Genomic DNA, 22456 nt, shown 5'->3' with positions numbered 1-22456 from the left:
AGCGCGCTCTGCGGTCGTTGCACCGCGCTCATCGGTTTGGGCCCGGAACCCGGGACCGCTCGCCGCGACGTACACCCGAAACGGTGACGACGAGCGGCCCCACTCACCCCCGGTCGCCGGAGTGCGGCCGGTCGGGGCTGGTGCGGACGGGGGTCACAGCCGGTCGAGGAACGCCGCCGAGGCCTCGTCGACCACCGAGCGCACCAACCCGGCGAGACCCGGGTGACGGGCGAGCGTGGGATCGGCGCCGACCACCTCGCGGGCCTCGTCACGGGCCTCCGCGACGAGGTCGGCGTGCTTGAGCACCGAGAGCATGTGCAGCCCCGACCGACGTCCCGACTGCTGCGCGCCGAGCACGTCGCCCTCGTCGCGCACCTCGAGGTCGAGCCGCGACACCTCGAAGCCGTCGGGCGTCGCCGCGAGGCGCTCGAGGCGCGTCAGGGCCGGCGAGCCCTCGAGCGCCTCGGTGACGAACAGGCAGGACGAGGACGCCGACCCGCGGCCGACCCGCCCCCGCAGCTGGTGGAGCTGCGAGACGCCGAACCGGTCGGCGTCCATGATGATCATCATCGTGGCGTTCGGGACGTCCACGCCGACCTCGATGACCGTCGTGGCCACGAGGACGTCGACCTTGCCCTCGGAGAACGCGCGCATCACGGCGTCCTTCTCGTCGGCGGGCATCCGGCCGTGCAGCACCTCGAGCCGCAGCCCGGCGAGCGGTCCCGCGGCGAGCATCGGCGCGACCTCGGCCACCGCGAGCGGCGGGCGCGCCTCGGGGCCGGGCTCCTCGTCGGCGTCCGCCTCGGGATCGAGCAGGTCGTCGGCGGCGCGGGCCGGCTCGTCGTCCTCGGTGCCCGGCTCGCCGCCCTCCTCGCCGATGCGCGGGCAGACGACGTACACCTGGTGGCCCGCCGCGACCTCCTCGTGCACGCGCTCCCACGCCCGCTCGAGCCAGCGGGGCTTCACGCCCGCGGGCACCGCGGTGGTGGCGATCGGCCGGCGGCCGGCCGGGAGCTCGTCGAGCACCGAGGTGTCGAGGTCGCCGTAGAGGGTCAGCGCGACGGTGCGCGGGATCGGCGTCGCCGTCATCACCAGCACGTGCGGCGTCGTGGTGCCCGGGCGCGAGCGCAGCTCGTCGCGCTGGTGCACCCCGAACCGGTGCTGCTCGTCGACGACGACGAGGCCGAGATCGGCGAAGCCGACGCCCTGCTGGATGACCGCGTGGGTGCCGACGACGATGCCCGCGGCCCCGGACTGGGCGTCGAGCAGCGCCTCGCGACGGGCCTTGGCGCCCAGCGACCCGGTGAGCAGCGTGACGCGCGTGGCGTGCCCGTCGGGATCCGCGCCCAGCTCGCCCGCCCGTCCGAGCGACCCGAGCATCGCGCGCAGTGACCGGGCGTGCTGCGCGGCGAGGACCTCGGTCGGCGCGAGCAGCACCGCCTGCCGTCCGGAGTCGACGACCTGGAGCATCGCCCGCAGCGCGACGATCGTCTTGCCCGAGCCGACGTCGCCCTGCAGCAGGCGGTTGAGCGGCTCCGTGCCGGCGAGCACCTCGGCGAGCGACTCGCCGACCGTGGTCTGGGCGCCGGTGAGGGCGAACGGGAGGCGCGCGTCGAACGCCGCGGCCAGACCGTCCTCGCGACGGGGGCACGCGGGCGCCGGGCGGCTGGTGGCGCTCGCCCGGCGTCCGGCCATCGCGAGCTGCAGGCCGAACGCCTCGTCCCACACCAGGCGCCGCCGGGCGGCCTTCTGCTCCTCCCAGGTGTCGGGCAGGTGCACCCGGCGCAGGGCGTCGCCGAGCGTCGCGAGCCCGTGGGCGGCGCGCAGCACCTCGGGCAGCGGGTCCTCGGGGTCGGCGAGGAGGTCGAGCACCTGGCGCACGGCCATCATCACCACCCAGGAGCGCAGCTTCTTGGTGGCCGGGTAGATCGGGATGAGCCCCGGCAGATCGGCGCTGACACCGGCGCCGAGCACGATGAACTCGGGGGCGGCGAGCTGCCAGCCGCCCTTGTAGCGGCTGAGGTCGCCCGAGAACAGGGCGCGCGTGCCGGGCTGCAGATCGCGCTCGCGGTAGGGCTGGTTGAAGAAGGTGCAGGTGAGGCGCTGGGCGCCGATCACCACCGTCGCCTCGGTGATGTGGCCCTTGCGGTGGCGCATCCGCCGCCCGGAGACGCTGTGGACGGTGCCGAGCAGCGTGACGTGCTCCTTGTCGCGGAACCGTTGGTCCTCGCGGTCGGAGGAATGCGTCACCTGCGTGTGCGCGATGTAGCGACGGGGGTAGTGGCGCAGCAGATCGCCCACGGTGTGCAGCTCGAGCTGGCGGGCGAGCGGCCTCGCGGTCTTGTCGCCCAGGGCCGTGGGCAGCGGCGTCTCCATCCCCACCACGGGGACCACGATGTCATCCCACCCCGACAGCGGCGCCGCGCGACCCACGCGCACCCCGCCGGGATCGCGGCCGTCACGCCTCGGCTACGCTGGTGACAGGAGCGCACCGCCGTCCGCGGTGGGAGTGCGCCGCATCGCTGTACGGATATCGCCAGTACGAATGAGGAGTTCCGCCGTGAGTGCCGTGTGTGACGTGTGCGCGAAGGGCCCGGGGTTCGGGAAGTCGGTGTCGCACTCGCACGTGCGGACGAACCGCCGCTGGAACCCGAACGTGCAGACCGTCCACGCCCGCGTGGCCGGTGGCAACCGCAAGCGGATGAACGTCTGCACCTCGTGCCTCAAGGCCGGCAAGGTCAGCCGGGGCTGAGTCCCCGCTACTCCCCGAGGTCGTCCCGGAGCGCGACCAGCGCGTCGCGGGTCGCGTGCGGCGGGAGTGCCTGCACACAGAGCAGTTCCATCGTCGCCAGGTAGTCGTCGACGTCGCTGCGCTTGTCGAGATAGAGCGCACTCGTGAGCTGCTCGAGGTACACCACGTCGGGCACCTCGGACTCGCGCGCGAACCGCAGGATGCTGAACGGTCCACCGGCGCCCGCGTGGCCGCCGAGGTGGAACGGCACCATCTGCACGACGACGTGACGCCGGTCGGAGACCTCCAGCAGGTGGTCGACCTGGGCGCGCATCACGCCGGCGCCGCCGGTCAGCCTGCGCAGCGCCGCCTCGTCGATCACCGCCCACAGCGTCGGGGGGTCCTCGGCGTCCAGCACCCGCTGGCGACGGAGTCGGAGCTCGACGCGGCGCTCCAGCTCCTCGTCGGACATCGACCCGTGCCCGAGGGCGGTCACGTGCCGCACCATCGCCTCGGTCTGCAGCAGGCCGGGGACGAACTGGGGCTCGTAGGTGCGGATCTGGGCGGCCGCCTGCTCGAGGCCCACGTAGGTCTCGAACCAGGGCGGGAGCAGGTCGGAGTAGCGGTGCCACCACCCGGGGGCGTTCGCGCGCAGGGTCAGGGCGAACATCTGCGCGCGCTCGTCGGCGTCGTGGACGCCGTAGAGGCTGAGCAGGTCGGCGACGTCGCGCTCCTTGAACCCGGTGCGCCCGTTCTCCAGCCGGCTGATCTTCGCGTGCGAGCCCCGGATGCGGTGGCCCGCCGCCTCGCGCGTGACCCCGGCCCGCTCGCGCAGGGCGCGCAGCTGCTGGCCGAGCACGATGCGCAGCACCGTCGGGCCGCCGCCGGGGACGTCGCGGATGCTCCGGACCGCCGGCACCGGGTCCGTCGCCGCGGGCTCCCCCTCCGGTGCCACGGCGGGACCTCCATCAGCCTGACGTCGCCCGCACGCCGGAGCGCGCCCGGACAGGGGCACGACCGTAGCAGCAGGGCGTGGCCCGGACGGTGCCTCCGGGCCGTCCGGCGAGGCTAGGCGCCCTCGGCCAGCAGGTCGTCGAAGTCGCCGTCCTTCGCCCCGAGGATGAAGGCGGTCATCTCCGCGCGCGTGTAGACCAGCACGGGTCCCTCACGGTGGCGCGAGTGGCGCACGGCCACGCCCCCGTCGGGCAGCGGCGCCACCTCGACGCAGTTCCCCTTCGGGTTGCTGCGACGGCTCTTGCGCCACGTGACGTCGCCCTCGGCCACGGCCTGCGCGTCGACGAACTCGGGCATGTGGACTCCCCCCGGTCCTGCAACAGCGCTCTGCGGTGCAGATCCGCAGTGCAGATGTTCTTGCATCTGCACAGTACGTCGGTCAGGGTGGGGGTCGTCGCCGACGTCGGGTGGAGCGACGAACGGAGGTCCGCGTGAGCCAGCCGGGATACCGGAACGCTCCCGGACAGACCCCTGCGCCGCTCCGTGTCACCTCCGAGCGGCTCTCGGACGACGAGGCCCGCGCCGCCTCCACGGCGAGGGCGGCCGCCACGATCGCCCCCACGGGGCCGGTCCCCGTACCGCCCCCTGCTCCCGACCGGCCCGCCCCTGACCAGCGGATGTCCTCGTCCGCGCCGGTCGTCGCCCGCCCGTCCCTGCCGGTGGTCGCCCCGCGCCCGCGCCGCCGGTTCGGGGAGCTCTGGCGCCTGGTGTTCGCCCGCCGCCGCGCCGGACGTCACCGCCCGGAGACCACCCCGCCGCAGGGGTGGAGCATGTTCGCGCCGCAGCGCCCCCCGGGCCGCCGCGCGCCGCGGCGCTGGGGACGGCGCTGACACCCCGACCCCCCGGCGTCTAGGGCAGCCGCCAGTCCAGCGGGTCGTCACCGAGTTCGGTGAGGTACTCGTCGACGCGGCTGAACGGCTTCGACCCGAAGAACCCGCGGTCGGCCGACATGGGGCTCGGGTGCGCCGACTCGACGGTGGGCACCTCGTCCCCGAGCAGCGGCTTCACCGTCTGCGCGTCCTTCCCCCACAGCACCGCGACCAGCGGCTGGTCCGGGCGCAGCACGAGCGCCTGCACGGCGGCCTCGGTGACCTTCTCCCAGCCCTTGTTCCGGTGCGACCCGGGCGCACCGGGCTCCACGGTGAGCACCCTGTTGAGCATCAGGACGCCCGCCTCCGCCCACGGCGTGAGGTCGCCGGTGCTCGGCGCGGGATGGCCGAGGTCGCTCTGGTACTCGCGGAAGATGTTCTGCAGGCTCTTCGGCAGCGGGCGCACGTCCGGGGCCACCGAGAACGAGAGCCCGACGGCGTGACCGGGCGTCGGGTACGGGTCCTGACCCATCACGAGCACCCGCACGTCGGCGAAGGGCTGCTGGAACGCCCGCAGCACGTTCGCGCCCGCCGGCAGGTACTTGCGGCCCGCGGCGACCTCGGCGCGCAGGAAGTCGCCCATCGCCGCGACGGTGTCGGCGACCGGCTCGAGCGCCTCGGCCCATCCGGCCTCGACGGATTCGGAGAGGGAACGGGCCACGCGGGGAGCCTCCGGAACGGGCGGGCGGACGGTCGACCGACGCTAACGCCCGGGCACCGACGTCCCGCACCCACCCGGGCCCCCGGCCGTGATCACCGGGCGGAGAGGCACGCCGAACGGGTCGCTCGACGTGCCTCCCGGTCTGCTGATCAGGGACGGGCGAGCCCGCGCGCGAAGCAGAGGCTGTTCGGCTCGTCGCGGTAGACGCCGAACCGCGGGATCGCGACGTAGCCGCGGGCACGGTAGAACGCGAGCGCCTCGGGCTGCTCGGTGCCGGTCTCGAGCACCGTGCGCGGGCACCGAGCCCGCGTCGCGGCCCGCTCGAGCGCGTCGAGCAGGGCGCCGGCCAGGCCCCGCCGACGGTGCGCGGGGTCGACCCACATGCGCTTGATCTCGGCGTCGCCCGGGCGCAGCACGTCCCGGTCGGCGGCGTCGATCGTGGACGCCTCGTGGCGACGCCAGCCCCCGCAGCACACCGGCCCCGTGCCCGGGAGGCTCCCGAGCAGGAAGATCCCGCGCGGCGGCGCGAACTCGGCGGGGTCGACCGGCGTCCGGTCGGCCCCGCCGTAGCGCTCCACGTAGAACGCCTGGACAGCGTCGACGAAGCGCACGCTCTCCGGGTCGTCGTAGGCCGCGACCCGGAACGTCGGCCGGCTCAGTCGATCAGCTCGTAGGCCGGGAGGGTCAGGAACTCGACGTAGTCGTCGGCCAGGGCCACCGACTCGAACACGTCGCGCGCCTCCTGCCAGCGGCCCTTCTCGAAGGTCTGCTCGCCGACGGCGTCCTTGATCTTGTCGAGCTCCTCGCCGACGACCTGGCGGACGTAGCCGGCCGTGACTTTCTGCCCGTTGTCGAGCTCGATGTCGTTGTGCAGCCACTGCCAGATCTGCGAGCGCGAGATCTCGGCGGTGGCGGCGTCCTCCATCATGTTGAAGATGCCGGCCGCGCCGGTGCCCGAGAGCCAGGACTGGAGGTACTGCAGGCCCACCGACACGTCGTTGCGCAGGCCCGCCTCGGTCTCGTCGCCCGGCGTCGACCTCACGTCGAGCAGCTCGGCGGCGCCCACCGACACGTCCTCGCGGGTGTTGTCGAGCTGGTTGGGCCGGTCGCCGAGGACCTTGGTGAACTCCTCGCGGCAGATCTCCACCAGGTCCGGGTGCGCGACCCAGGAGCCGTCGTAGCCGTCGCCGGCCTCGCGGGCCTTGTCCTCGTGGACCTTCGCCATGGCCCTGTCGTTGGCCTCGGGGTCCTTGCGCGACGGGATCTGGGCCGCCATGCCGCCGATCGCGAACGCGCCGCGCCGGTGGCAGGTGCGCACGAGCAGCTCGGAGTAGGCACGCATGAACGGCACCGTCATGCCGACCGAGTTGCGGTCGGGCAGCACGAAGTCGCGGCCCTGCGACCGGAAGTTCTTGATCACCGAGAACAGATAGTCCCACCGACCGGCGTTGAGGCCCGAGGCGTGGTCGCGCAGCTCGTAGAGGATCTCGTCCATCTCGAACGCCGCCGTGATCGTCTCGATGAGCACCGTGGCGCGCACGCTGCCCTGCGGGATGCCGAGCAGGTCCTGGGCCGTGACGAAGACGTCGTTCCAGAGCCGCGCCTCGAGGTGCGACTCCATCTTCGGCAGGTAGAAGTACGGCCCGCTGCCGCGGTCGACGAGCGTGCGGGCGTTGTGGAAGAAGTAGAGCCCGAAGTCGACGAGGCCGCCCGCGATCTCCTCGCCGTCGACGGTGATGTGCTTCTCGTCGAGGTGCCACCCGCGGGGGCGCACGACGACGGTGGGCTGCTCGTCGGCGGTGACCTCGTAGTGCTTGCCCTCGGGGCTGTCGTAGGTCAGCTTGCCGTCGCCGGACTGGGCGTCGATGAGGTTGACCTGGCCCGAGACCACGAGCTCCCACGTGGGGCTGTGCGAGTCCTCGAGGTCGGCCAGCCAGACCTTCGCACCCGAGTTCAGCGCGTTGATCGTCATCTTGCGGTCGGTGGGACCGGTCATCTCGACGCGGCGGTCGCGCAGGTCGGCCGGCGCCTCGGCGACCGTCCAGTCGCCGTCGCGGACGTCCTTCGTCTCCGGCAGGAAGTCCAGCGTCCCGGTGCGCGCGATCTCCTCGCGGCGCTCCTTGCGGCGCTCCAGCAGCTGCCGCCGGGTGGGCTGCACGTGCCGGTGCAGCTCGGCCAGGAACGCGAGCGCCTCGTCGGTGAGCACCTCCTCCTGGCGATCGACGGTGTAACCCGACACCTCGACACCGGTGGCCATGCGTGAACGCTCCTCGAACGAGACGGTGGTGCAGGCGCTTTTCTACATCATGGAAGTTGACTTCCGCAATGCGGAATGGTGGAGTGACCGCGCTCCAGCTCACAGGCCTACCCGGGGAGGAGGAGCGCGATGCCGTCGGTGCAGTCCCTGACGCGGGCGCTCGACCTGCTCGACCACCTCGCCGACGCCGGCGGGCGCGCGACGCTCTCGGAGCTCGCCGCCGCCTCGGGCCTGCCGGCCGCGAGCGTCCACCGCCTGCTCGCGACGCTCGTCGCACAGGGCCACGTGCGCCGCGAGGCGGGCCGGCGCTACGCCCTCGGGCCCCGGCTCGTGCGTCTCGGCGACGTCGCAGGCCACGTGCTCGGCGAGGGCGTCGGCCCGGTGCTGCGCGAGCTGGTGGCCACCACGGGCGAGTCGGCGAACCTCGCGGGCCTCGACGGTGACGCCGCGGTGTACCTCGCCCAGGCCCCGTCGCCGCACCCGATGCGCATGTTCACCGAGATCGGCCGCCGGGTGCCCCTCCACGCCACGGGCGTCGGCAAGGCGCTGCTGGCCGCCATGTCGCCCGGTGACGTCGAGGCGGCGCTCGCCCGCACCGGCATGCCCGCGCGCACCCCGGCCACCCTCACCGACCCCGGCCGGCTGCGCGCCGAGCTCGACGACGCCCGCACGCGCGGCTGGGTGCTCGACGAGGGCGAGCAGGAGGTCGGCGTGCGCTGCGTGGCCGCGCCCGTGCCCGGCGCACCGACGCCGTGCGCGGTGTCGGTGTCCGGCCCGGCGGCGCGCTTCGGGCCCGGCGAGGCCGCCGAGGCCGGCCCGGCGGTCGTGGCCGCGGCCGTACGCCTGGGCGAGGAGCTGGCCGGACTGCCCGACGAGGAGCTGCGATGACCCCGCCCGACACCCCGCCCGACGTGGCCGTCTGCTGGGACGTCGACGGCACCCTCCTGCGCGGCGGCGTCGTGGGCCGCGAGGTCCTCGAGCAGGCGTTCACCACCGTCACCGGGCACCCGGCCCCCGAGGAGCAGGTCCTGATGCCGGGGCGCACCGACTGGCTGATCGGCGAGGCGCTGCGCGACGCCCTGCCCGACGAGCACGCCACTTCCCTGCGCGGGCGCGGGGACGCCTTCGGCCACGACATGATCGCCGAGGTCGGTGCCGAGTGGGGACGCCGCGAGCCCGACCTCGCGGACGTCGCGCACACCCTGCCCGGCATCCCCGAGACGATCGCCGCGCTCGCCGCCGAGCCGGGCGTCGTGCAGACGCTCACGACCGGCAACGTCCGCGCCGGCGCCCGGGCCAAGCTCGCGGCCGTCGGGCTCACCGACGGCCCGATCGACCTCGCGCTCGGCGGCTACGGCGAGGGACCGGGCGAGCGCGTCCGGGTCGTCACCGCCGCCCGCGACGCGCTCGCGGCCCGCTACGGGACCTCGCCGACGCTCGTCGTCGTCGGCGACACCCCGCTCGACGTCGAGGCCGCGCACAGGGCCGGCGCGATCGCGGTAGGAGTGGCCACGGGCGGGGCAACCCTCGCGCAGCTGCACGCGTCGGGCGCCGAACACGTCTTCGCCGACCTCGCCGACCCCGGCCGTCTGGTGGCGGTCGTGCGATCGGCGCGCGAGGATCGTCACGCAGCGAGTCGGGGAGGTGGCTGATGGTCGACGCCCAGATGGTCCGGGAGTTCACCGATCTGTTGTCGGCGAACGGTGTGATCACCGACGAGGTGGGTCTGCGCAGCTACGAGTGCGACGGCCTCACCGGGTTCCGGCAGGTGCCGGCGCTCGTCGTGCTCCCCCGCGACGCCGAGGAGGTCGCGGGCGCGGTCCGGCTCTGCGCGAAGTACGGGATGCCGTTCGTGGCGCGCGGCGCGGGCACCGGCCTGTCGGGCGGTGCGATGCCCGTCGCCGACGGCGTCGTGATCTCGCTGCAGAAGCTGCGCCGCATCCTCGAGATCGACGTCGAGAACCGGCGCGCGGTGCTCGAGCCCGGCGTCTACAACCTCGAGATCTCCAAGGCCGCCGCCCCGCACGGGCTCTACTACGCGCCCGACCCGTCCAGCCAGCAGGTCTGCACCATCGGCGGCAACGTCGCGGAGAACTCCGGCGGCGCGCACTGCCTGAAGTACGGCTTCACCACCAACCACGTGCTGGAGATGGAGGTCGTCCTCGCCGACGGCTCGGTGGTGACGCTCGGGGGGCCGACCGGCGAGCAGGCCGGGCCGGATCTCCGCGGGCTGTTCATCGGCTCGGAGGGCACGCTCGGCGTCTGCACCAAGGTCACCGTCCGGCTGCTGCAGACCCCGCAGTCGGTGCGCACCGTGCTCGCCGACTTCCCGTCGATCGAGGCCGCCGGCGACACCGTCGGCGACATCGTCGACGCCGCGATCATCCCGGCCGCGGTGGAGATGATGGACTCGCTGGCGATGGAGGCCTCCGAGGCCGCCACCGGTGCGGGCCTCACAGTCGACTCCCCCGCCGCGCTGATCATCGAGCTGGACGGCCCGTCCGACGAGGTCGAGGCGGAGTTCGAGCAGCTCACGGCCATCTGTGAGCGCCACGGCGCCACGCGGCTGCACGTGCCGCAGGAGGCCGAGGAGCGCCAGAAGGTGTGGAAGGGGCGCAAGGCCGCGTTCGCCGCGGTCGGGCGGATCAGCCCCGACTACATCGTCCAGGACGGCGTCGTCCCCCGGACCCGGCTGGCCGAGGTGCTCACGCGCATCGCCGACATGGGCCGCGACGCCGGCCTGCGCGTCGCCAACGTCTTCCACGCGGGCGACGGGAACCTGCACCCGCTGGTGCTCTACTCGGAGGCCGCGGGCGAGCACGACGCCGCCGAGAAGCTCTCCACCGACATCGCCGAGCTGTGCGTCGAGCTGGGCGGGTCGCTCTCGGGCGAGCACGGCATCGGCACCGACAAGGCGTGCTCGATGCCGGCGATGTTCTCCGAGGACGACCTCGCGGTCATGCACCGTGTGCGGCTCGCGTTCGACCCGGACTCCCGCTGCAACCCCGGCAAGCTCTTCCCGACGCCCCGGCTGTGCGGCGAGCGTCCGGGCAAGTACCAGCCCCATCCCCTCGAGGAAGCCGGAGTGATCGAGCGACTGTGAGCACCCCAGCGGTCACGACCGTCACGCCCACCACCGTTGACGAGCTCCGCGACGCCGTCCTCGACCACCCCGGCACGCTCCGGGTCGCCGGCGCCGGCACCGCCGCCGACTGGGCGGGCACGCCCGCGCCCGCCGACACCGTCCTCGACGTCACCGGGCTCAGCGGGATCGTCACCCACAACCCCGGCGACATGACCGTCGAGGTCCGGGCCGGCACGCCGTTCGCCGCGCTGCAGGACGAGCTCGCGCAGCACCACCAGCGCGTCGCCGTCGACCCCGCCCGCGCCGCCGAGGGCGCCACGCTCGGCGGGCTGTTCGCCACCGCGGACTCCGGCCCGCGGTCGCTGCAGTACGGCTCGCTGCGCGACCTCGTCATCGGCGCGACGGTCGTCCTGCCCGACGGGACCACCGCCCGCTCCGGCGGGCACGTCATCAAGAACGTCGCGGGCTACGACCTCACCAAGGTCCTGCACGGCGCGCACGGCACCCTCGCGGTGATCGCCGGGCTCGTCCTGCGCCTGCACCCGGCCCCGCGGTCCACGCCCACCGTGGCCGTGCCGACCGATCGGGCGGGGATGGCCGACGTCGCCCGCCGCGTGGCCGACAGCCCCGTCGAGGCCGTGGCGGTGCAGTGGCACGCCGACCAGCTCCTGGTCCTGTTCGAGGGCTCCGACGAGGGCGCCGACACACGGGCGCGGAAGCTCGTGGAGACGGTCGGGGGCGAGGTGCTCTCCCCCGACGACGCCACCTCCGCCTGGGACGCGCACGGCGCCGCGGTGCGCGCCCGGCCCGAAGGCCGAGCGGTGCTGCGCCTGGGCGTCATCCCGGCAGCGCTGCCCGGTGTGCTGGACGGGCTCGAGGCCGACGCCGGCGGGCTCACGGACGTGACCGCGTCGCCCCGCACCGGGATCGCGACCGTGGCGCTGCCCGCCGACGCCGACCTCGTGGCCGCCGCGCACCGTCGCATCAGCGAGGCGGGCGGCACCTCGACCCTGCGCCAGCGTCCCGACGGGGCGTCGCTGCCGGCGTTCGGGCCCGCGCCCGCCTCGGCCGTCCTGCTGCGCGCCGTCGCGGCGTCCCTCGACCCCGAGCAGCGCCTGGGGCGCGGACGCCTCGCCCCCTGGATCCCCGAGCCCACCGGAGTGAGCGCATGACCACGCACCCCACCACCGGCCCCGGGCCCGACTTCTCCTCCGAGCGCGGCGAGAAGGTCTCCCCCGAGCGCGCCGACCTCCTCGGCGGCGACTTCGGGTCGTTCGACGACCACCACCCGCCGGCGCAGGAGCTGCTCGACGACTGCGTGCACTGCGGCTTCTGCCTGCCGACGTGCCCGACGTACGCGCTGTGGGGCGAGGAGATGGACTCCCCGCGCGGGCGCATCTACCTCATGGAGATGGCGGCGAAGGGCGAGATCCCGCTCGAGGGCGCGTTCACCACCCACATCGACCGCTGCCTGGGCTGCATGGCGTGCGTGACCGCGTGCCCGTCGGGCGTGCAGTACGACCGGCTGCTCGAGGCCACCCGGCCGCAGATCGAGCGCCACGTGACGCGCACGCGGGCCGATCGGTGGTTCCGCGAGGCGATCTTCACGCTCTTCCCCTACAAGCGGCGGCTGCGCGCGGCGTCGATCGGCGGCGCGCTCTACCAGAAGCTGCGCCCGAAGAGCATGGACAAGCTCATGGCGCGGGTCCCGCAGCGCTTCGAGCGCCTCGTGGCCATGGAGTCGCTCCTGCCCCCGGTGCGGGTGCGCGACGCCTTCGCGCGCATCGCGCCCCGCACCCCTGCGGTCGGGCCGCGGCGCGGGCGCGTGGGCCTGCTCACCGGTTGCGTGCAGGACGTCTTCTTCCACCCCGTCAACGAGGCCACCGTGCGGGTGCTCGCGGCCGAGGGCTGGGACGTCATCGCGCCGCGCGAGCAGGCGTGCTGCGGGGCGCTCGGCCTGCACGCGGGCCGCGAGGCGGAGGCCGCGGAGCGCGCGAAGAAGCTGATCGCGACGTTCGAGCGCGCCGAGGTCGATACGATCGCCACCAACGTCGCCGGCTGCGGGTCGTCGATGAAGGAGTACGGCGAGCTGCTCGCCGACGACCCGGAGTGGGCGGAGCGGGCGTCCGCGTTCGCCGCCAAGGTCCGCGACATCTCCGAGATCGTCGACGAGACGCTCGCCGACCCCCGCGCCCGCCGGCACCCGATCGAGGCGAAGGTCGTCTACCACGACGCCTGCCACCTCGGGCACGCCCAGAAGATCCGTACCGAGCCCCGGCGCGTGCTGCGCGCCATCCCGGGCGTGGAGCTCACCGAGCTGCCGGAGGCGGAGATCTGCTGCGGGTCCGCGGGGATCTACAACATGCTCCAGCCCGAGGCCGCGGGCGATCTCGGGCGGCGCAAGGCGGACAACATCCGCGGCACCGGGGCCGACGTGCTCGTCACCGCCAACCCCGGCTGCCTGCTGCAGATCCGCAAGTACCTCGAGGGCGAGCTCCCGATGCTCCACCCGATCCAGCTGATCGACGCCTCCATCCGCGGCGTCCGGCCGCCGGAGATGGGCTGACGACCCCTACGTGAGCGAAGTTCCCGGCGATAGCCGGGAACTTCGCTCACGGGTCAGCGGAAGTGCCGCCAGCCCGGGTCGCCGGCGCCGCCCCAGCGGTCGGCGTCGACGGTGACGCCGGTGCCCGAGCGGACCTCGCCGCAGACGACCCAGTCGGACGGGACCGCGGCCTCGCTCGGGAAGGTGGCCGCCAACGCGTGGTCCTCGCCGCCGGTGAGCGCCCAGGTCAGCGGGTCGCCGCCGAGGGCCGAGGCGACGTCGCGCAGCTTGTCGGCCACCGGCACCAGGCGCGAGGAGAGGTCGATGTGCACGCGGGAGGCCCGGGCGACGTGCCCGAGGTCGGCGAGCAGGCCGTCCGAGGTGTCGATCATCGAGGTGGCCCCGGCCCGCGCGGCGACCGGGCCCGCGCGCCAGGGCGGGCGCGGCGTGCGGTGCGCGGCGACCATGGCCACCGGCGAGCGAAAGCCCCGGCGCAGCACGGCCATCCCGGCCGCCGACCAGCCCAGCTGCCCGCAGACCGCGACCACGTCGCCCGCCCGTGCGCCCGAGCGGGTCACCGCCTCCCGGCCCTCCAGGGAACCGAGCGCCGTGATCGAGACCACGATGGTGTCGGAGGACACCGTGTCGCCGCCGACGACGCCGATGCCCGCGTCCGCCGCCGCGTCCCACACGCCCGACGCGAGGCCGTCGAGCACCTCGGTGCTCGTCGTCCCGGGGCAGGCGAGCGAGAGCAGCAGCGCGGTCGGGACCGCGCCCATCGCCGCCACGTCGGACAGGTTCGCGGCCACCGCCTTCTGCCCCACCTGCTCGGGCGCGGACCAGTCGAGACGGAAGTGCACGCCCTCGACCAGCGTGTCCACGGTCGCCACGACCCGGCCGTCGGGTGCGGCGACCACCGCGGCGTCGTCGCCGGGCCCCAGAAGGGTCTGCTCGGGCTGGAAGCGCCCCTCGGTCAGGCGGTCGATCAGCCCGAACTCGCCGAGCTCCCCGACCGTCGCCGCGGCAGACGGCGTCGCCCGATCGGGCGCCGACCCACCGGACGTGCCGCCGATGCGTCGGACAGACCCCTCGGGTCGTCCGTGTCCCCCGCGCCCGTTCGCCGTCCGGCTCACCCCTCGACTCCCTGCGGTACCTTGCCTGCCACCTGAGTGCCGACGCTCCCACCACCCGTCGGCCCGTTCCCCGAGGAGGCATGTCCGTGGTCCAGGCCTACATCCTGATCCAGACCGAGGTGGGTCGTGCCTCCGCGGTCGCCTCGGACGTGGCCGGGATCAGCGGGGTGACCCGGGCGCAGGACGTGACCGGACCCTACGACGTCATCGTCTGTGCGGAGGCCGATGACGTCGACTCGCTCGGGCGTGATGTCGTCGGCGCCGTCCAGAAGGTCCCGGGCATCACCCGGACGCTCACCTGCCCCGTCGTGTCCACCGACTGAACGGTGGCTCCCTGGCGCGCGCCGGACGTGGCGCGCCGGCTCCCCCGTGTGCTCGTCGGGATCGTGCTGTCGCTGCCCGTGCTGCTCGTCGGCGGCGTCCTGCTGGCTTCCGTCGTCTTCGTGCGGGACCCGGTGCCCGACGTCGACACCGTGCGGCTCACCGTGCGGGCCGTGCCCACCCCGGCCGCGGCGAGCGCCGACTGCTCCCGCCTGCTCTCCGGGCTGCCCGGCGAGATCCGGACCGACACGGGGATGCTGCCGCGCCGGATCCTGGCCGACCCGGTCCCGGCGGCCACCGTCGCGTGGGGCGGCGAGGACGGGGCCACGCCGATCGTCCTGCGCTGCGGGCTCCCCCGTCCCCCGGAGGGCGCGACCAGGCCGCTGCGCGACGTCGTCGGCGTCGACTGGGTCGCGGTCGCGGCCGACACGCCCGGCAGCACCACCTGGGTGACCGTCGACCGGGCCGTGCACATCGGCCTCACGGTGCCGGACGCGTTCGGGGAGGCCCCGCTGCTCGACGTCTCGCGCGGCGTCAAGATCGCGCTGGTGAGCCGCTGACCCGCCTCAGCGCGGCCCGACGCCCCGCGCGAGCGCGGTCTCGACGAGGGTCTCCAGCAGCGTCGGGTAGTCGACGCCCGCGGTGTCCCACATGCGCGGGTACAGCGACGTCGCCGTGAACCCAGGCATCGTGTTGAGCTCGTTGACGAGCAGCCGCCCGTCGGCGGTGAGGAAGAAGTCGACGCGCGCGAGGCCCTCGACGTCCATGACGCGGAAGACCTCGACGGCCGTGGCGCGCACCGTGTCGGCCACCTCGTCGTCGAGCTTCGCGGGCACGTCGAGCTCGCAGGCGTCGTCGAGGTACTTCGTGTCGAAGTCGTACCAGCCGGCGTCCCCGCCGACGACGCGGACCTCGGCGGGGACGCTCGCCTCGACCCGGCCGTCGGTGCGCTCGAGCACCCCGCACTCGATCTCGCGCCCGACGATCGCGGCCTCGACCAGCACCTTCGGGTCCTCGACGCGGGCCTTCGCGACGGCGGCGTCGAGGTCGGCCCAGTCGGCGACCCGGCTGATGCCGACCGACGAGCCCGCGCGGGCCGGCTTGACGAACACCGGCAGCCCGAGACGCGCACGCTCGGCCCCGGTGAGGGTGTCGGTACCGCGGCGGAGCACCACGGCGTCGCCCACCGAGAGCCCGGCGTCGCGCAGCAGGCGCTTGGTCACGTCCTTGTCCATCGACGCCGCGCTGGCGCAGACCCCCGCGCCGACGTAGGGCACGCCGGCCATCTCGAGCAGCCCCTGGACGGTGCCGTCCTCGCCGCCGGGGCCGTGCAGGACGGGCACGACGACGTCGACGCGGCCGAGAGAGCTGCCGTCGTCGAGCGCGACGAGCTCGCGGCGCGTCGGGTCGGCGGGCAGCGCGACGGGCCGCCCGGAGGTGACCTCGGGCAGCTCGCGGCCGTGCAGCCGGAGCACCTCGGGGTCGGTGGGGCCGAGCACCCAGGCGCCGTCGGGCGTGATCGCGACGGGCAGCACGTCGTAGCGGGCGGGATCGAGATGCGCGAGCACGCTGCCGGCCGAGAGGCACGAGATGCGGTGCTCGCTGCTGCGCCCGCCGAAGAGGACGACGACACGGGGGCGGTCCTGCGACTCGCCTGCCCCCCGGCCTGCTCCCTCTCCCTGGCCTGCTCCCTGGCCCGTCATGGCGGCGGAGCCTACGCGGGGCTCAGAGGGCGGTCCGGACCGCGTACAGCTCGGGGAAGAACGACAGGTCGAGGACGCGGCGCAGGAAGGACGCTCCGCTCGTCCCGCCGGTGCCGGTGCGCAGGCCGATGGTGCGCTCGACGGTCTTGAGGTGGCGGAAGCGCCAGAGCTGCAGGTTGTCCTCGATGTCGACGAGCTCCTCGCAGGTCTCGTAGACGTCCCAGTGCTCCTCCGGGGCGTCGTAGATCGCGCGGAACACCTCGACCAGGCGCGGGTCCTCGCGGTGGGGCTCGCGCACGTCGCGGCGCAGCACGTCGTCGGGCACCGGGAGGCCCCGCCGCGCGAGCAGGCGGAGGAACTCGTCGTAGAGGCTGCGCCGGTCCAGCGCCGCGGTGAGCACCGCGAGCGCCGCCTCGTCGTCGGCGAACACCTCGAGCATCGCCGGGTCCTTGGCGCCGAGGACGAACTCGACGGCCCGGTACTGGTAGCTCTGGAAGCCCGACGACGACCCGAGGAACCCGCGGAAGCGCTGGTACTCGCTCGGCGTGAGCGTCGCCAGCACCGTCCACTGCTCGATCAGCTGCTTCTGCACGTGCTTCACGCGGGCGAGGCGCTTGAGCGCGAGCGGGAGGTCGTCGCCCGCCAGGTCGTCGCAGGCGCCGGTGAGCTCGTGGAGGGCCAGCTTGAGCCACAGCTCCGAGGTCTGGTGCTGGATGATGAACAGCAGCTCGTCGTGGGCCTCGGGGCGCGAGAGCGGGGCCTGCGCCGTGAGCAGCGCGTCGAGGTGCAGGTATCGCCCGTACGTCAGGGGCTGGGTCACGGGCACGATCCTGTCCGCCCGGCGAGCACGTCCGCCAGTCGCACCAGGGCGTCGTCCAGCTCCGCCGCCGACGGCCCGGCCCATCCGACGAGCACGCCGCACGCCGCCCCCGGCCCGTCGGGGTCGAGGTGGTGCTCGCCGATGCCGCCGATCTGCAGGCCCGTGCGGGCGGCGGCGTCGACGGTCGCCCGCTCGGCGGCCCGGTCGGGCAGCGGGACCAGCAGGTGCGCGCCCGCCCGGTCGCCGCGCACGGCGTGCCCGGTCGCGGTCACGGCGTCGACGACCCGCGCCCGGCGGGCGCCCAGCTCGCGGCGCAGCCGGGCCAGGTGGCGGGCGAGGGCGCCGTCGGCGTGCAGGGCGGCCACGACCTGCTGGCCGGCCGGGGCCGGGCGCACCCCGGTGCGTCGGCGGCGCTCCAGCACGGCGTCGCGCACCGCGGGCGGCGCCACCATCCACCCCGCGCCCAGGGTCGGCGAGAGGATCTTGCTGGTGGTGCCGAGGTGCACGGTGACGTCGGGGGCCAGGCCGGCGAGCAGCGGCAGCGGGGCGACGTCGAAGCGCAGCTCGCCGTCGTAGTCGTCCTCGACGAGCAGGAGCCCCTCGTCGCGGGCGCGTTCCGCGAGCGCCGTCCGTCGGGCCACGGGCAGGCGGGCGCCGAGCGGGTACTGGTGCGCGGGCGTGAGGTACACCGCGTCGAGTCCCGCCGGGAGGTCGTCGACCCGCAGGCCCTCGTCGTCCACACCCACCCCGACCACGGTGGCGCCGGCATCGCGCAGCACCTCGGTGGCCCGGACGTAGCCGGGGTCCTCGACGGCGACCCGCGGGGCGCGCCCGGCGCGGGCCCGGAGCATGGCCACGACCTCGGCGAACCCGTCGGTGGTGCCGGCGGTGGCGAGGACGTCCCCGGGCGTCGCGGCCAGCCCGCGGTGGTGCAGCAGCAGGCGCGCGACGGCGTCGCGGAAGGCGGGCACGCCGGCGTGCTCGGGGCGGGGCGCGGGCTCGCGGTCGCCCGCGTGGCGCCAGGCCCGCCGCCACGCCTGCCGGTCGAGCACCGCGAGGCACGGGGACCCGGGCCGCAGGTCGAGCAGGTCGGTGCCCGTGAGCGAAGTTCCCGGCTATAGCCGGGAACTTCGCTCACGTGGGACGTCGCCAGCACGTAGGTGCCCGCGCCCCGGCGGGGCCGAGCCAGCCCTCGGCGACGAGCTGGTCGTAGGCGGCGGCGGTCACCGTGCGGCTGACGCCCAGCTCGCCGGCCAGCACGCGCGTCGAGGGCACCCGCTCGCCGACGCGCAGGGCGCCCGAGGCCGCGGCGGCGCGCAGGCCGTCGGCCAGCTGGGTCGCGAGCGGGGTCGGCGTCGCCCGGTCGAGCGGGAGCGCCAGCTCGGGAGGCAGGCCGCGCACGAGTGGCCTCCTGGAGTCGGACGGAAGTGGCCGTTCGAGGATGCCACTGCGTCGCCGACGATGGAGGACGTGACCGCACCACCGCTCTCCCCCACCGACCGCTCCACCGTCCGCCGGCACCGCGACCGCCAGCGCGCCGACCGCGCCGAGCTGCACGCCGTGCTCGACGAGGCCCTCGTCGCGCACGTCGGCCGGGTCGTCGACGGCGAGCCCGTCGTGCTGCCCACGCTGCACGCGCGGATCGGCGAGACGCTCTACCTGCACGGCTCCAGCGGCGCGGCGAGCCTGCGCGGCGACGAGCCGGTGTGCGTCACCGTCACGATCATCGACGGGCTGGTCTACGCGCGGCGCTGGTTCAGCCAGTCCGCGAACTACCGCAGCGCCGTGGTCCGCGGCCACGCCCGCAAGGTCACCGACCCCGACGAGGCGCTCGCCGCGATGCGGGCGCTCGTCCGCCAGGTCGCGCCGGGCCAGGAGGACCACGCCGACCCGCCGAGCCGCAAGGAGATGGCCGCGACGTCGATCGTGGCGCTCGACCTCACCGAGGCCAGCGTGAAGGCGCGCACCGGGCCGCCGGGTGACGGCGACGCCGTCGCGGCGGGCGACGACCGGTGGGCGGGCGTGGTCGGCCTCGAGATGCGCGTGACCGGTGTGACGACCTGCCCCGCGCTACCCGGGGGCACGCCGGTGCCCCCGCACGTGCCGCGACGAGGAGACCGGACGAGCTAGACCAGCGCCGCCGTGCGGTCGTCGGCGGTCCGGATGCGTCGGCGCAGCTGCACGGTGGTGCCGTGGTCCCCGGGGAGCACGGCGGTGGCGTGCGTGAGCTCGCGCATCAGCGGCAGCCCGCGGCCGCGCCAGCCCGGCCCGCTGCTCGGGCGCCAGGCGCCCTCGTCGGTGACGGTCACCACCAGGTCGCGCCCGGTGAGCAGCGGGCAGGAGACCGCGGCCCAGAGCGTCATCAGGCCGGGCGTGCCGCGCTCGACGTAGGCGTGGTCGACGACGTTGGCGAGGGCCTCGTACACCGCGAGCGCGAGGTCGTCGGCGGTGTCGAGATCGGCCAGCGGGTCGACCCAGGCGCGGAAGCGACGGCGCAGGATGGCGGCGTTGCCGGTGTCGGCGAGCGCGCAGAGCTCCAGCGGCGCCACCGCCGTCCTCGGCACCGTCCGCGGGCCCATCCGCTGCAGCACGTCCATCGCCGCCAGTGTTCCCGGGCCCCGGACCCGCAAACGTGACCTCGCCACCGCGAGTTCACTCGACCTTGAGCTCCCGGTTGATCAGCTCGTCGCCGACCTCCTTGGCCGTCACCTCGCCGGCACAGACCCGGCGCACGGCGTCGACGATCGGGGTGTCGACGCCGTGCCGGCGGGCGAGCTCGCCGATCGCGTCGCAGGACTTCACGCCTTCGGCGACCTGGCCGTGGTTGGCCTCCTCCGCCTCGGCCATGCTCAGCCCGCGGCCGAGGGCCTCGCCGAAGCGCCGGTTGCGCGAGAGCGGCGACGAGCACGTGGCGACCAGGTCGCCCATCCCGGCGAGGCCCGCGAGGGTCATCTGCTCGGCGCCCAGCGCCACCGCCAGCCGCGAGATCTCCGCCAGGCCCCGGGTGATGAGCGAGGCCGTGGTGTTGTCGCCGTAGCCGAGGCCCGCCGCGGTGCCGCAGGCCAGCGCGATGACGTTCTTGCACGCGCCGCCGAGCTCGCAGCCGACGACGTCGGCGTTCGTGTACGGCTTGAAGTAGCCGGTCGAGCAGGCGTGCTGCACCGACACCGCGCGCTCGTGGTCGGAGCACGCGACGACGGTGGCGGTGGGCTGCTCGAGGGCGATCTCCCCGGCGAGGTTGGGCCCGGACACCACCGCGACCTCGTCCGCCGCGGCCCCGGTGACCTCACGGATCACCTCGCTCATGCGCAGCAGCGAGCCCCGCTCGACGCCCTTGGCGAGGCTCACGAGGGTGACACCGCGCGGCAGGTGGCCGGTCCAGCGCTCGAGGTTCTCGCGCAGCCGCTGGGCGGGCAGGGCGAGCACGACGGTGTCGGCACCGTCGAGGGCCTCGTCGGCGTCGGCGGTGGCGGCGAGCGCGGCGGGCAGCGTCACGTCGGGCAGGTACTCGTGGTTGCAGCGGTCCAGGGCGACGTTCTCGGCGACCTCGGCGCGCCGGGCCCACAGCGTCACCGGGGTCCCGGCGTCGGCGAGGACCTTGGCGAACGTCGTGCCCCACGTGCCTGCGCCGAGCACCGCCACGCGCCGCGGGGGCACGGGGGTGCCGCTCACGTGCCGGAGCCTCGCGGCCGCCGGGTGGGCTCCGGCGCCGGTTCGCCGCGGACGTCGGCGAGCAGGTCGCGCACCGCGGACATCATCCGGTCGGTCGTCTCGCGCAGCAGGGCCACCTCGGTGGACCGGTCGCGGTCGGGGCCGGCCTCCCGGGCGCGGGCGCGCACGTCGTCGAGCGGCACGGGGTCGCCGGCCCGCACGGTGATCGTGGTGCGCCACGAGGGCCGGAAGCGGCGCTGGTAGTGGTCGTAGACCGACAACGTGCCCCAGTGCACCACCGGGATGACCGGCACGTCGCTGTCGAGGGCGAGGCGGGCGGCACCGGAGCGGGCGTTCATCGGCCAGCCCTCCGGGTCGCGGGTGATCGTGCCCTCGGGGTAGATGACGACGACGCCGTCGTCCGCGAACGACGTGCGGGCCGCGTCGAGGCTCGCGCCGGCCTCGACCGAGCCGCGGCTGACGGGGATCTGGCGGCTCCCGCTCAGGGTCCGGCCGAGCACGGGGACGTCCCAGAGCGACGCCTTGGCCAGGAACCGCGGCACGCGCTTCGCCCGGTGGACGAACACCGCCGTGTACACCGGGTCGAGGTAGGAGATGTGGTTGCACACCAGCATCGCCGGGCCGCGCTCCGGCACCTTCTCGAGGCCCTCCATGCGGCGCTTCGCCAGCAGCAGGGTCATCGGGTAGAAGACCGCCGCGGCCAGGGCCACCCACGGCCCGCCCTTCTCGCGCGCCCGTGCCACCGGCTCGCCCACCTCCGCGTCCGCGCTCGTACGGGTCCGGACCACCCGTCCCGTCGCGGGAAGTCTCTCCCGACCGGGGAGGGCGGTCCAGCGGGGCCCGCCCGGTCCGATCACCTGCCCCCCGGTGGTCGGCGAGGGGCAGACTGGAGCCGTGGACGTGCTGGTCGACCTCGTGGTGCCGGTCAAGGAGCTGCGCCGCGCGAAGTCGCGACTCGCCCCGGCCGTCGCCGACCTGCCGGGCGACGACGCGTCCCGTGAGCAGGCCCACCGCGCCCTGGCCCACGCCCTGGCCCGCGACACGCTGCGCGCCGCCCGCGCCGCGGAGCGCACCGGGCGGCTGGTCGTCGTCACCACCGAGCCCGCCGAGCAGCTGGGAGCGGGCGGGCCGTGGGAGACCGTCCGCGACACCGGCGGCGGCCTCAACGCGGCGCTGCGCCGTGGTGCGGATCACCTGCGCCGCACCGGCTCCCGCGAGCACGCCCTGGCGGTCCTGCAGGCCGACCTGCCCGCCCTGCGTCCCGACGAGCTCGACGAGGCCCTGGCCCGCGCGGCGGCCCGGTTCGCCGAGGGCGCGACGTCGGCCTTCGTCGCCGACCACGCCGGCACCGGGACGACGCTGCTGGTCGCCGCGCCGCGGCACCCGCTGCGCCCGCGCTTCGGGCCGGGGTCGGCGGCCGCGCACGCCGCCTCCGGGGCCGTGGCCCTCGACGGCGCGTGGCCGGGTCTCCGGGGCGACGTCGACACCCCCGGCGACCTGGCCCGGGCCCGCGACCTCGGCGTCGGCCCGCACACCCGGGCCTGGCCCGACCCCCCGACCGCCACGGCCGTCGGGGCCCCGGCACGCGAGACGGCCTGCTGAACGACGTCCGTCGACGGGATGGACCGGGGTGGTCCGCGTCGCG

At 75.1% G+C, this 22456-nt stretch carries 25 protein-coding genes; 11 read left to right on the top strand and 14 right to left on the bottom strand.

The window, feature by feature from the left end; translation table 11 throughout:
* Positions 1–153: 153 nt before the first annotated feature.
* Complete coding sequence (gene recG / locus ACQPYN_RS10565; RefSeq protein WP_433038823.1) at positions 154–2376, bottom strand: ATP-dependent DNA helicase RecG; 2223 nt, start codon at positions 2374–2376, stop codon at positions 154–156.
* 184 nt (positions 2377–2560) lie between these two features.
* On the opposite strand from recG, the gene rpmB reads away from it, so the two are divergent.
* Positions 2561–2752, top strand: a complete 192-nt coding sequence (rpmB, locus tag ACQPYN_RS10560; RefSeq protein ID WP_274189554.1) for a 50S ribosomal protein L28 — start codon at positions 2561–2563, stop codon at positions 2750–2752.
* A gap of 7 nt (positions 2753–2759) precedes the next feature.
* Here rpmB and ACQPYN_RS10555 read toward each other — a convergent pair whose 3' ends face one another.
* Entirely contained in the window at positions 2760–3686 is a 927-nt protein-coding gene (locus ACQPYN_RS10555; RefSeq protein WP_433036596.1) for a helix-turn-helix domain-containing protein, read from the bottom strand.
* A 113-nt stretch (positions 3687–3799) separates the two neighbouring features.
* Positions 3800–4042, bottom strand: coding sequence for a DUF397 domain-containing protein (locus tag ACQPYN_RS10550; protein ID WP_433036594.1), 243 nt, complete (start codon positions 4040–4042; stop codon positions 3800–3802).
* 134 nt (positions 4043–4176) lie between these two features.
* Between ACQPYN_RS10550 and ACQPYN_RS10545 the strand changes: the two genes are divergently transcribed.
* On the top strand, positions 4177–4575 hold the full coding sequence (locus tag ACQPYN_RS10545; protein WP_433036592.1) for a hypothetical protein: 399 nt from the start codon (positions 4177–4179) through the stop codon (positions 4573–4575).
* Between the two features lie 19 nt (positions 4576–4594).
* On the opposite strand, the gene ACQPYN_RS10540 is transcribed toward ACQPYN_RS10545, so the two are convergent.
* From ACQPYN_RS10540 to aceB, 3 genes are all read right to left on the bottom strand, one after another.
* On the bottom strand, positions 4595–5275 hold the full coding sequence (locus tag ACQPYN_RS10540; RefSeq protein ID WP_433036591.1) for a uracil-DNA glycosylase: 681 nt from the start codon (positions 5273–5275) through the stop codon (positions 4595–4597).
* Between the two features lie 149 nt (positions 5276–5424).
* Entirely contained in the window at positions 5425–5886 is a 462-nt protein-coding gene (locus ACQPYN_RS10535; protein ID WP_433036589.1) for a GNAT family N-acetyltransferase, read from the bottom strand.
* A gap of 44 nt (positions 5887–5930) precedes the next feature.
* Positions 5931–7532, bottom strand: coding sequence for a malate synthase A (gene aceB, locus ACQPYN_RS10530; RefSeq protein ID WP_433036587.1), 1602 nt, complete (start codon positions 7530–7532; stop codon positions 5931–5933).
* A 129-nt stretch (positions 7533–7661) separates the two neighbouring features.
* Between aceB and ACQPYN_RS10525 the strand changes: the two genes are divergently transcribed.
* Genes ACQPYN_RS10525 through ACQPYN_RS10505 form a run of 5 tightly spaced genes read left to right on the top strand, consistent with a single transcriptional unit; the run spans position 7662 to position 13183 of the window.
* Entirely contained in the window at positions 7662–8420 is a 759-nt protein-coding gene (locus ACQPYN_RS10525; protein ID WP_433036585.1) for an IclR family transcriptional regulator, read from the top strand.
* Positions 8417–9184 (top strand): HAD family hydrolase, encoded by a 768-nt coding sequence (locus ACQPYN_RS10520; protein ID WP_433036583.1) that lies wholly within the window; start codon positions 8417–8419, stop codon positions 9182–9184. The genes ACQPYN_RS10525 and ACQPYN_RS10520 overlap by 4 nt, the downstream gene beginning before the upstream one ends.
* Positions 9184–10635 carry an FAD-binding oxidoreductase gene (locus tag ACQPYN_RS10515; protein ID WP_433036581.1) on the top strand — a complete coding sequence of 484 codons (1452 nt, stop codon included), beginning with the start codon at positions 9184–9186 and terminating at the stop codon, positions 10633–10635. Before ACQPYN_RS10520 ends, ACQPYN_RS10515 begins: the two co-directional genes overlap by 1 nt.
* Positions 10632–11789, top strand: coding sequence for an FAD-binding oxidoreductase (locus ACQPYN_RS10510; RefSeq protein WP_433036579.1), 1158 nt, complete (start codon positions 10632–10634; stop codon positions 11787–11789). Before ACQPYN_RS10515 ends, ACQPYN_RS10510 begins: the two co-directional genes overlap by 4 nt.
* A complete protein-coding gene (locus tag ACQPYN_RS10505; protein WP_433036577.1) occupies positions 11786–13183 on the top strand; it encodes a (Fe-S)-binding protein in 1398 nt (465 codons plus the stop codon). The genes ACQPYN_RS10510 and ACQPYN_RS10505 overlap by 4 nt, the downstream gene beginning before the upstream one ends.
* A gap of 53 nt (positions 13184–13236) precedes the next feature.
* On the opposite strand, the gene ACQPYN_RS10500 is transcribed toward ACQPYN_RS10505, so the two are convergent.
* Positions 13237–14235 (bottom strand): thiamine-phosphate kinase, encoded by a 999-nt coding sequence (locus tag ACQPYN_RS10500; protein ID WP_433038821.1) that lies wholly within the window; start codon positions 14233–14235, stop codon positions 13237–13239.
* 146 nt (positions 14236–14381) lie between these two features.
* On the opposite strand from ACQPYN_RS10500, the gene ACQPYN_RS10495 reads away from it, so the two are divergent.
* Both ACQPYN_RS10495 and ACQPYN_RS10490 read left to right on the top strand, forming a co-directional pair.
* The gene (locus ACQPYN_RS10495) at positions 14382–14618 is read left to right on the top strand and encodes an Lrp/AsnC ligand binding domain-containing protein (protein WP_274189592.1); all 237 of its coding nucleotides are present in this window, start codon (positions 14382–14384) and stop codon (positions 14616–14618) included.
* A 3-nt stretch (positions 14619–14621) separates the two neighbouring features.
* On the top strand, positions 14622–15176 hold the full coding sequence (locus ACQPYN_RS10490) for a DUF3515 domain-containing protein (protein WP_433036575.1): 555 nt from the start codon (positions 14622–14624) through the stop codon (positions 15174–15176).
* Positions 15177–15182: 6 nt separating this feature from the next.
* Here the strand turns inward: ACQPYN_RS10490 and ACQPYN_RS10485 are convergent, their stop codons facing one another.
* The 4 genes from ACQPYN_RS10485 to ACQPYN_RS10470 all read right to left on the bottom strand — a co-directional run bounded on the left by ACQPYN_RS10485 (position 15183) and on the right by ACQPYN_RS10470 (position 18540).
* Entirely contained in the window at positions 15183–16319 is a 1137-nt protein-coding gene (locus ACQPYN_RS10485; protein WP_433036573.1) for a D-alanine--D-alanine ligase family protein, read from the bottom strand.
* Positions 16320–16341: 22 nt separating this feature from the next.
* Entirely contained in the window at positions 16342–17139 is a 798-nt protein-coding gene (locus ACQPYN_RS10480) for a tryptophan 2,3-dioxygenase (protein ID WP_433036571.1), read from the bottom strand.
* Complete coding sequence (locus tag ACQPYN_RS10475; RefSeq protein ID WP_433036569.1) at positions 17136–18191, bottom strand: PLP-dependent aminotransferase family protein; 1056 nt, start codon at positions 18189–18191, stop codon at positions 17136–17138. Before ACQPYN_RS10475 ends, ACQPYN_RS10480 begins: the two co-directional genes overlap by 4 nt.
* 82 nt (positions 18192–18273) lie before the next feature.
* Positions 18274–18540, bottom strand: coding sequence for a GntR family transcriptional regulator (locus ACQPYN_RS10470; protein WP_433036567.1), 267 nt, complete (start codon positions 18538–18540; stop codon positions 18274–18276).
* 60 nt (positions 18541–18600) lie between these two features.
* On the opposite strand from ACQPYN_RS10470, the gene ACQPYN_RS10465 reads away from it, so the two are divergent.
* Positions 18601–19269 carry a pyridoxamine 5'-phosphate oxidase family protein gene (locus ACQPYN_RS10465; RefSeq protein ID WP_433036565.1) on the top strand — a complete coding sequence of 223 codons (669 nt, stop codon included), beginning with the start codon at positions 18601–18603 and terminating at the stop codon, positions 19267–19269.
* Here the strand turns inward: ACQPYN_RS10465 and ACQPYN_RS10460 are convergent.
* The 3 genes from ACQPYN_RS10460 to ACQPYN_RS10450 are packed head-to-tail and all read right to left on the bottom strand — an operon-like array spanning position 19266 to position 21566.
* The gene (locus tag ACQPYN_RS10460; RefSeq protein ID WP_433036563.1) at positions 19266–19736 is read right to left on the bottom strand and encodes an ATP-binding protein; all 471 of its coding nucleotides are present in this window, start codon (positions 19734–19736) and stop codon (positions 19266–19268) included. The genes ACQPYN_RS10465 and ACQPYN_RS10460 overlap by 4 nt on opposite strands.
* A 55-nt stretch (positions 19737–19791) precedes the next feature.
* Positions 19792–20811, bottom strand: coding sequence for an NAD(P)H-dependent glycerol-3-phosphate dehydrogenase (locus ACQPYN_RS10455; RefSeq protein WP_433036561.1), 1020 nt, complete (start codon positions 20809–20811; stop codon positions 19792–19794).
* The gene (locus ACQPYN_RS10450) at positions 20808–21566 is read right to left on the bottom strand and encodes a lysophospholipid acyltransferase family protein (protein WP_433036559.1); all 759 of its coding nucleotides are present in this window, start codon (positions 21564–21566) and stop codon (positions 20808–20810) included. Before ACQPYN_RS10450 ends, ACQPYN_RS10455 begins: the two co-directional genes overlap by 4 nt.
* Before the next feature lie 139 nt (positions 21567–21705).
* Here ACQPYN_RS10450 and cofC point away from each other — a divergent pair, with 139 nt between their 5' ends.
* Positions 21706–22413, top strand: a complete 708-nt coding sequence (gene cofC, locus ACQPYN_RS10445; RefSeq protein WP_433036557.1) for a 2-phospho-L-lactate guanylyltransferase — start codon at positions 21706–21708, stop codon at positions 22411–22413.
* Positions 22414–22456 lie beyond the last annotated feature (43 nt).

Origin of the sequence: Actinomycetospora sp. CA-053990 (genome assembly GCF_050948445.1) — a bacterium.
Taxonomy (GTDB): Bacteria; Actinomycetota; Actinomycetes; order Mycobacteriales; family Pseudonocardiaceae; genus Actinomycetospora; species Actinomycetospora callitridis.
The sequence above is the reverse complement of the archived record's forward strand: the minus strand, read 5'-3'. Positions and strand labels throughout refer to the sequence as shown.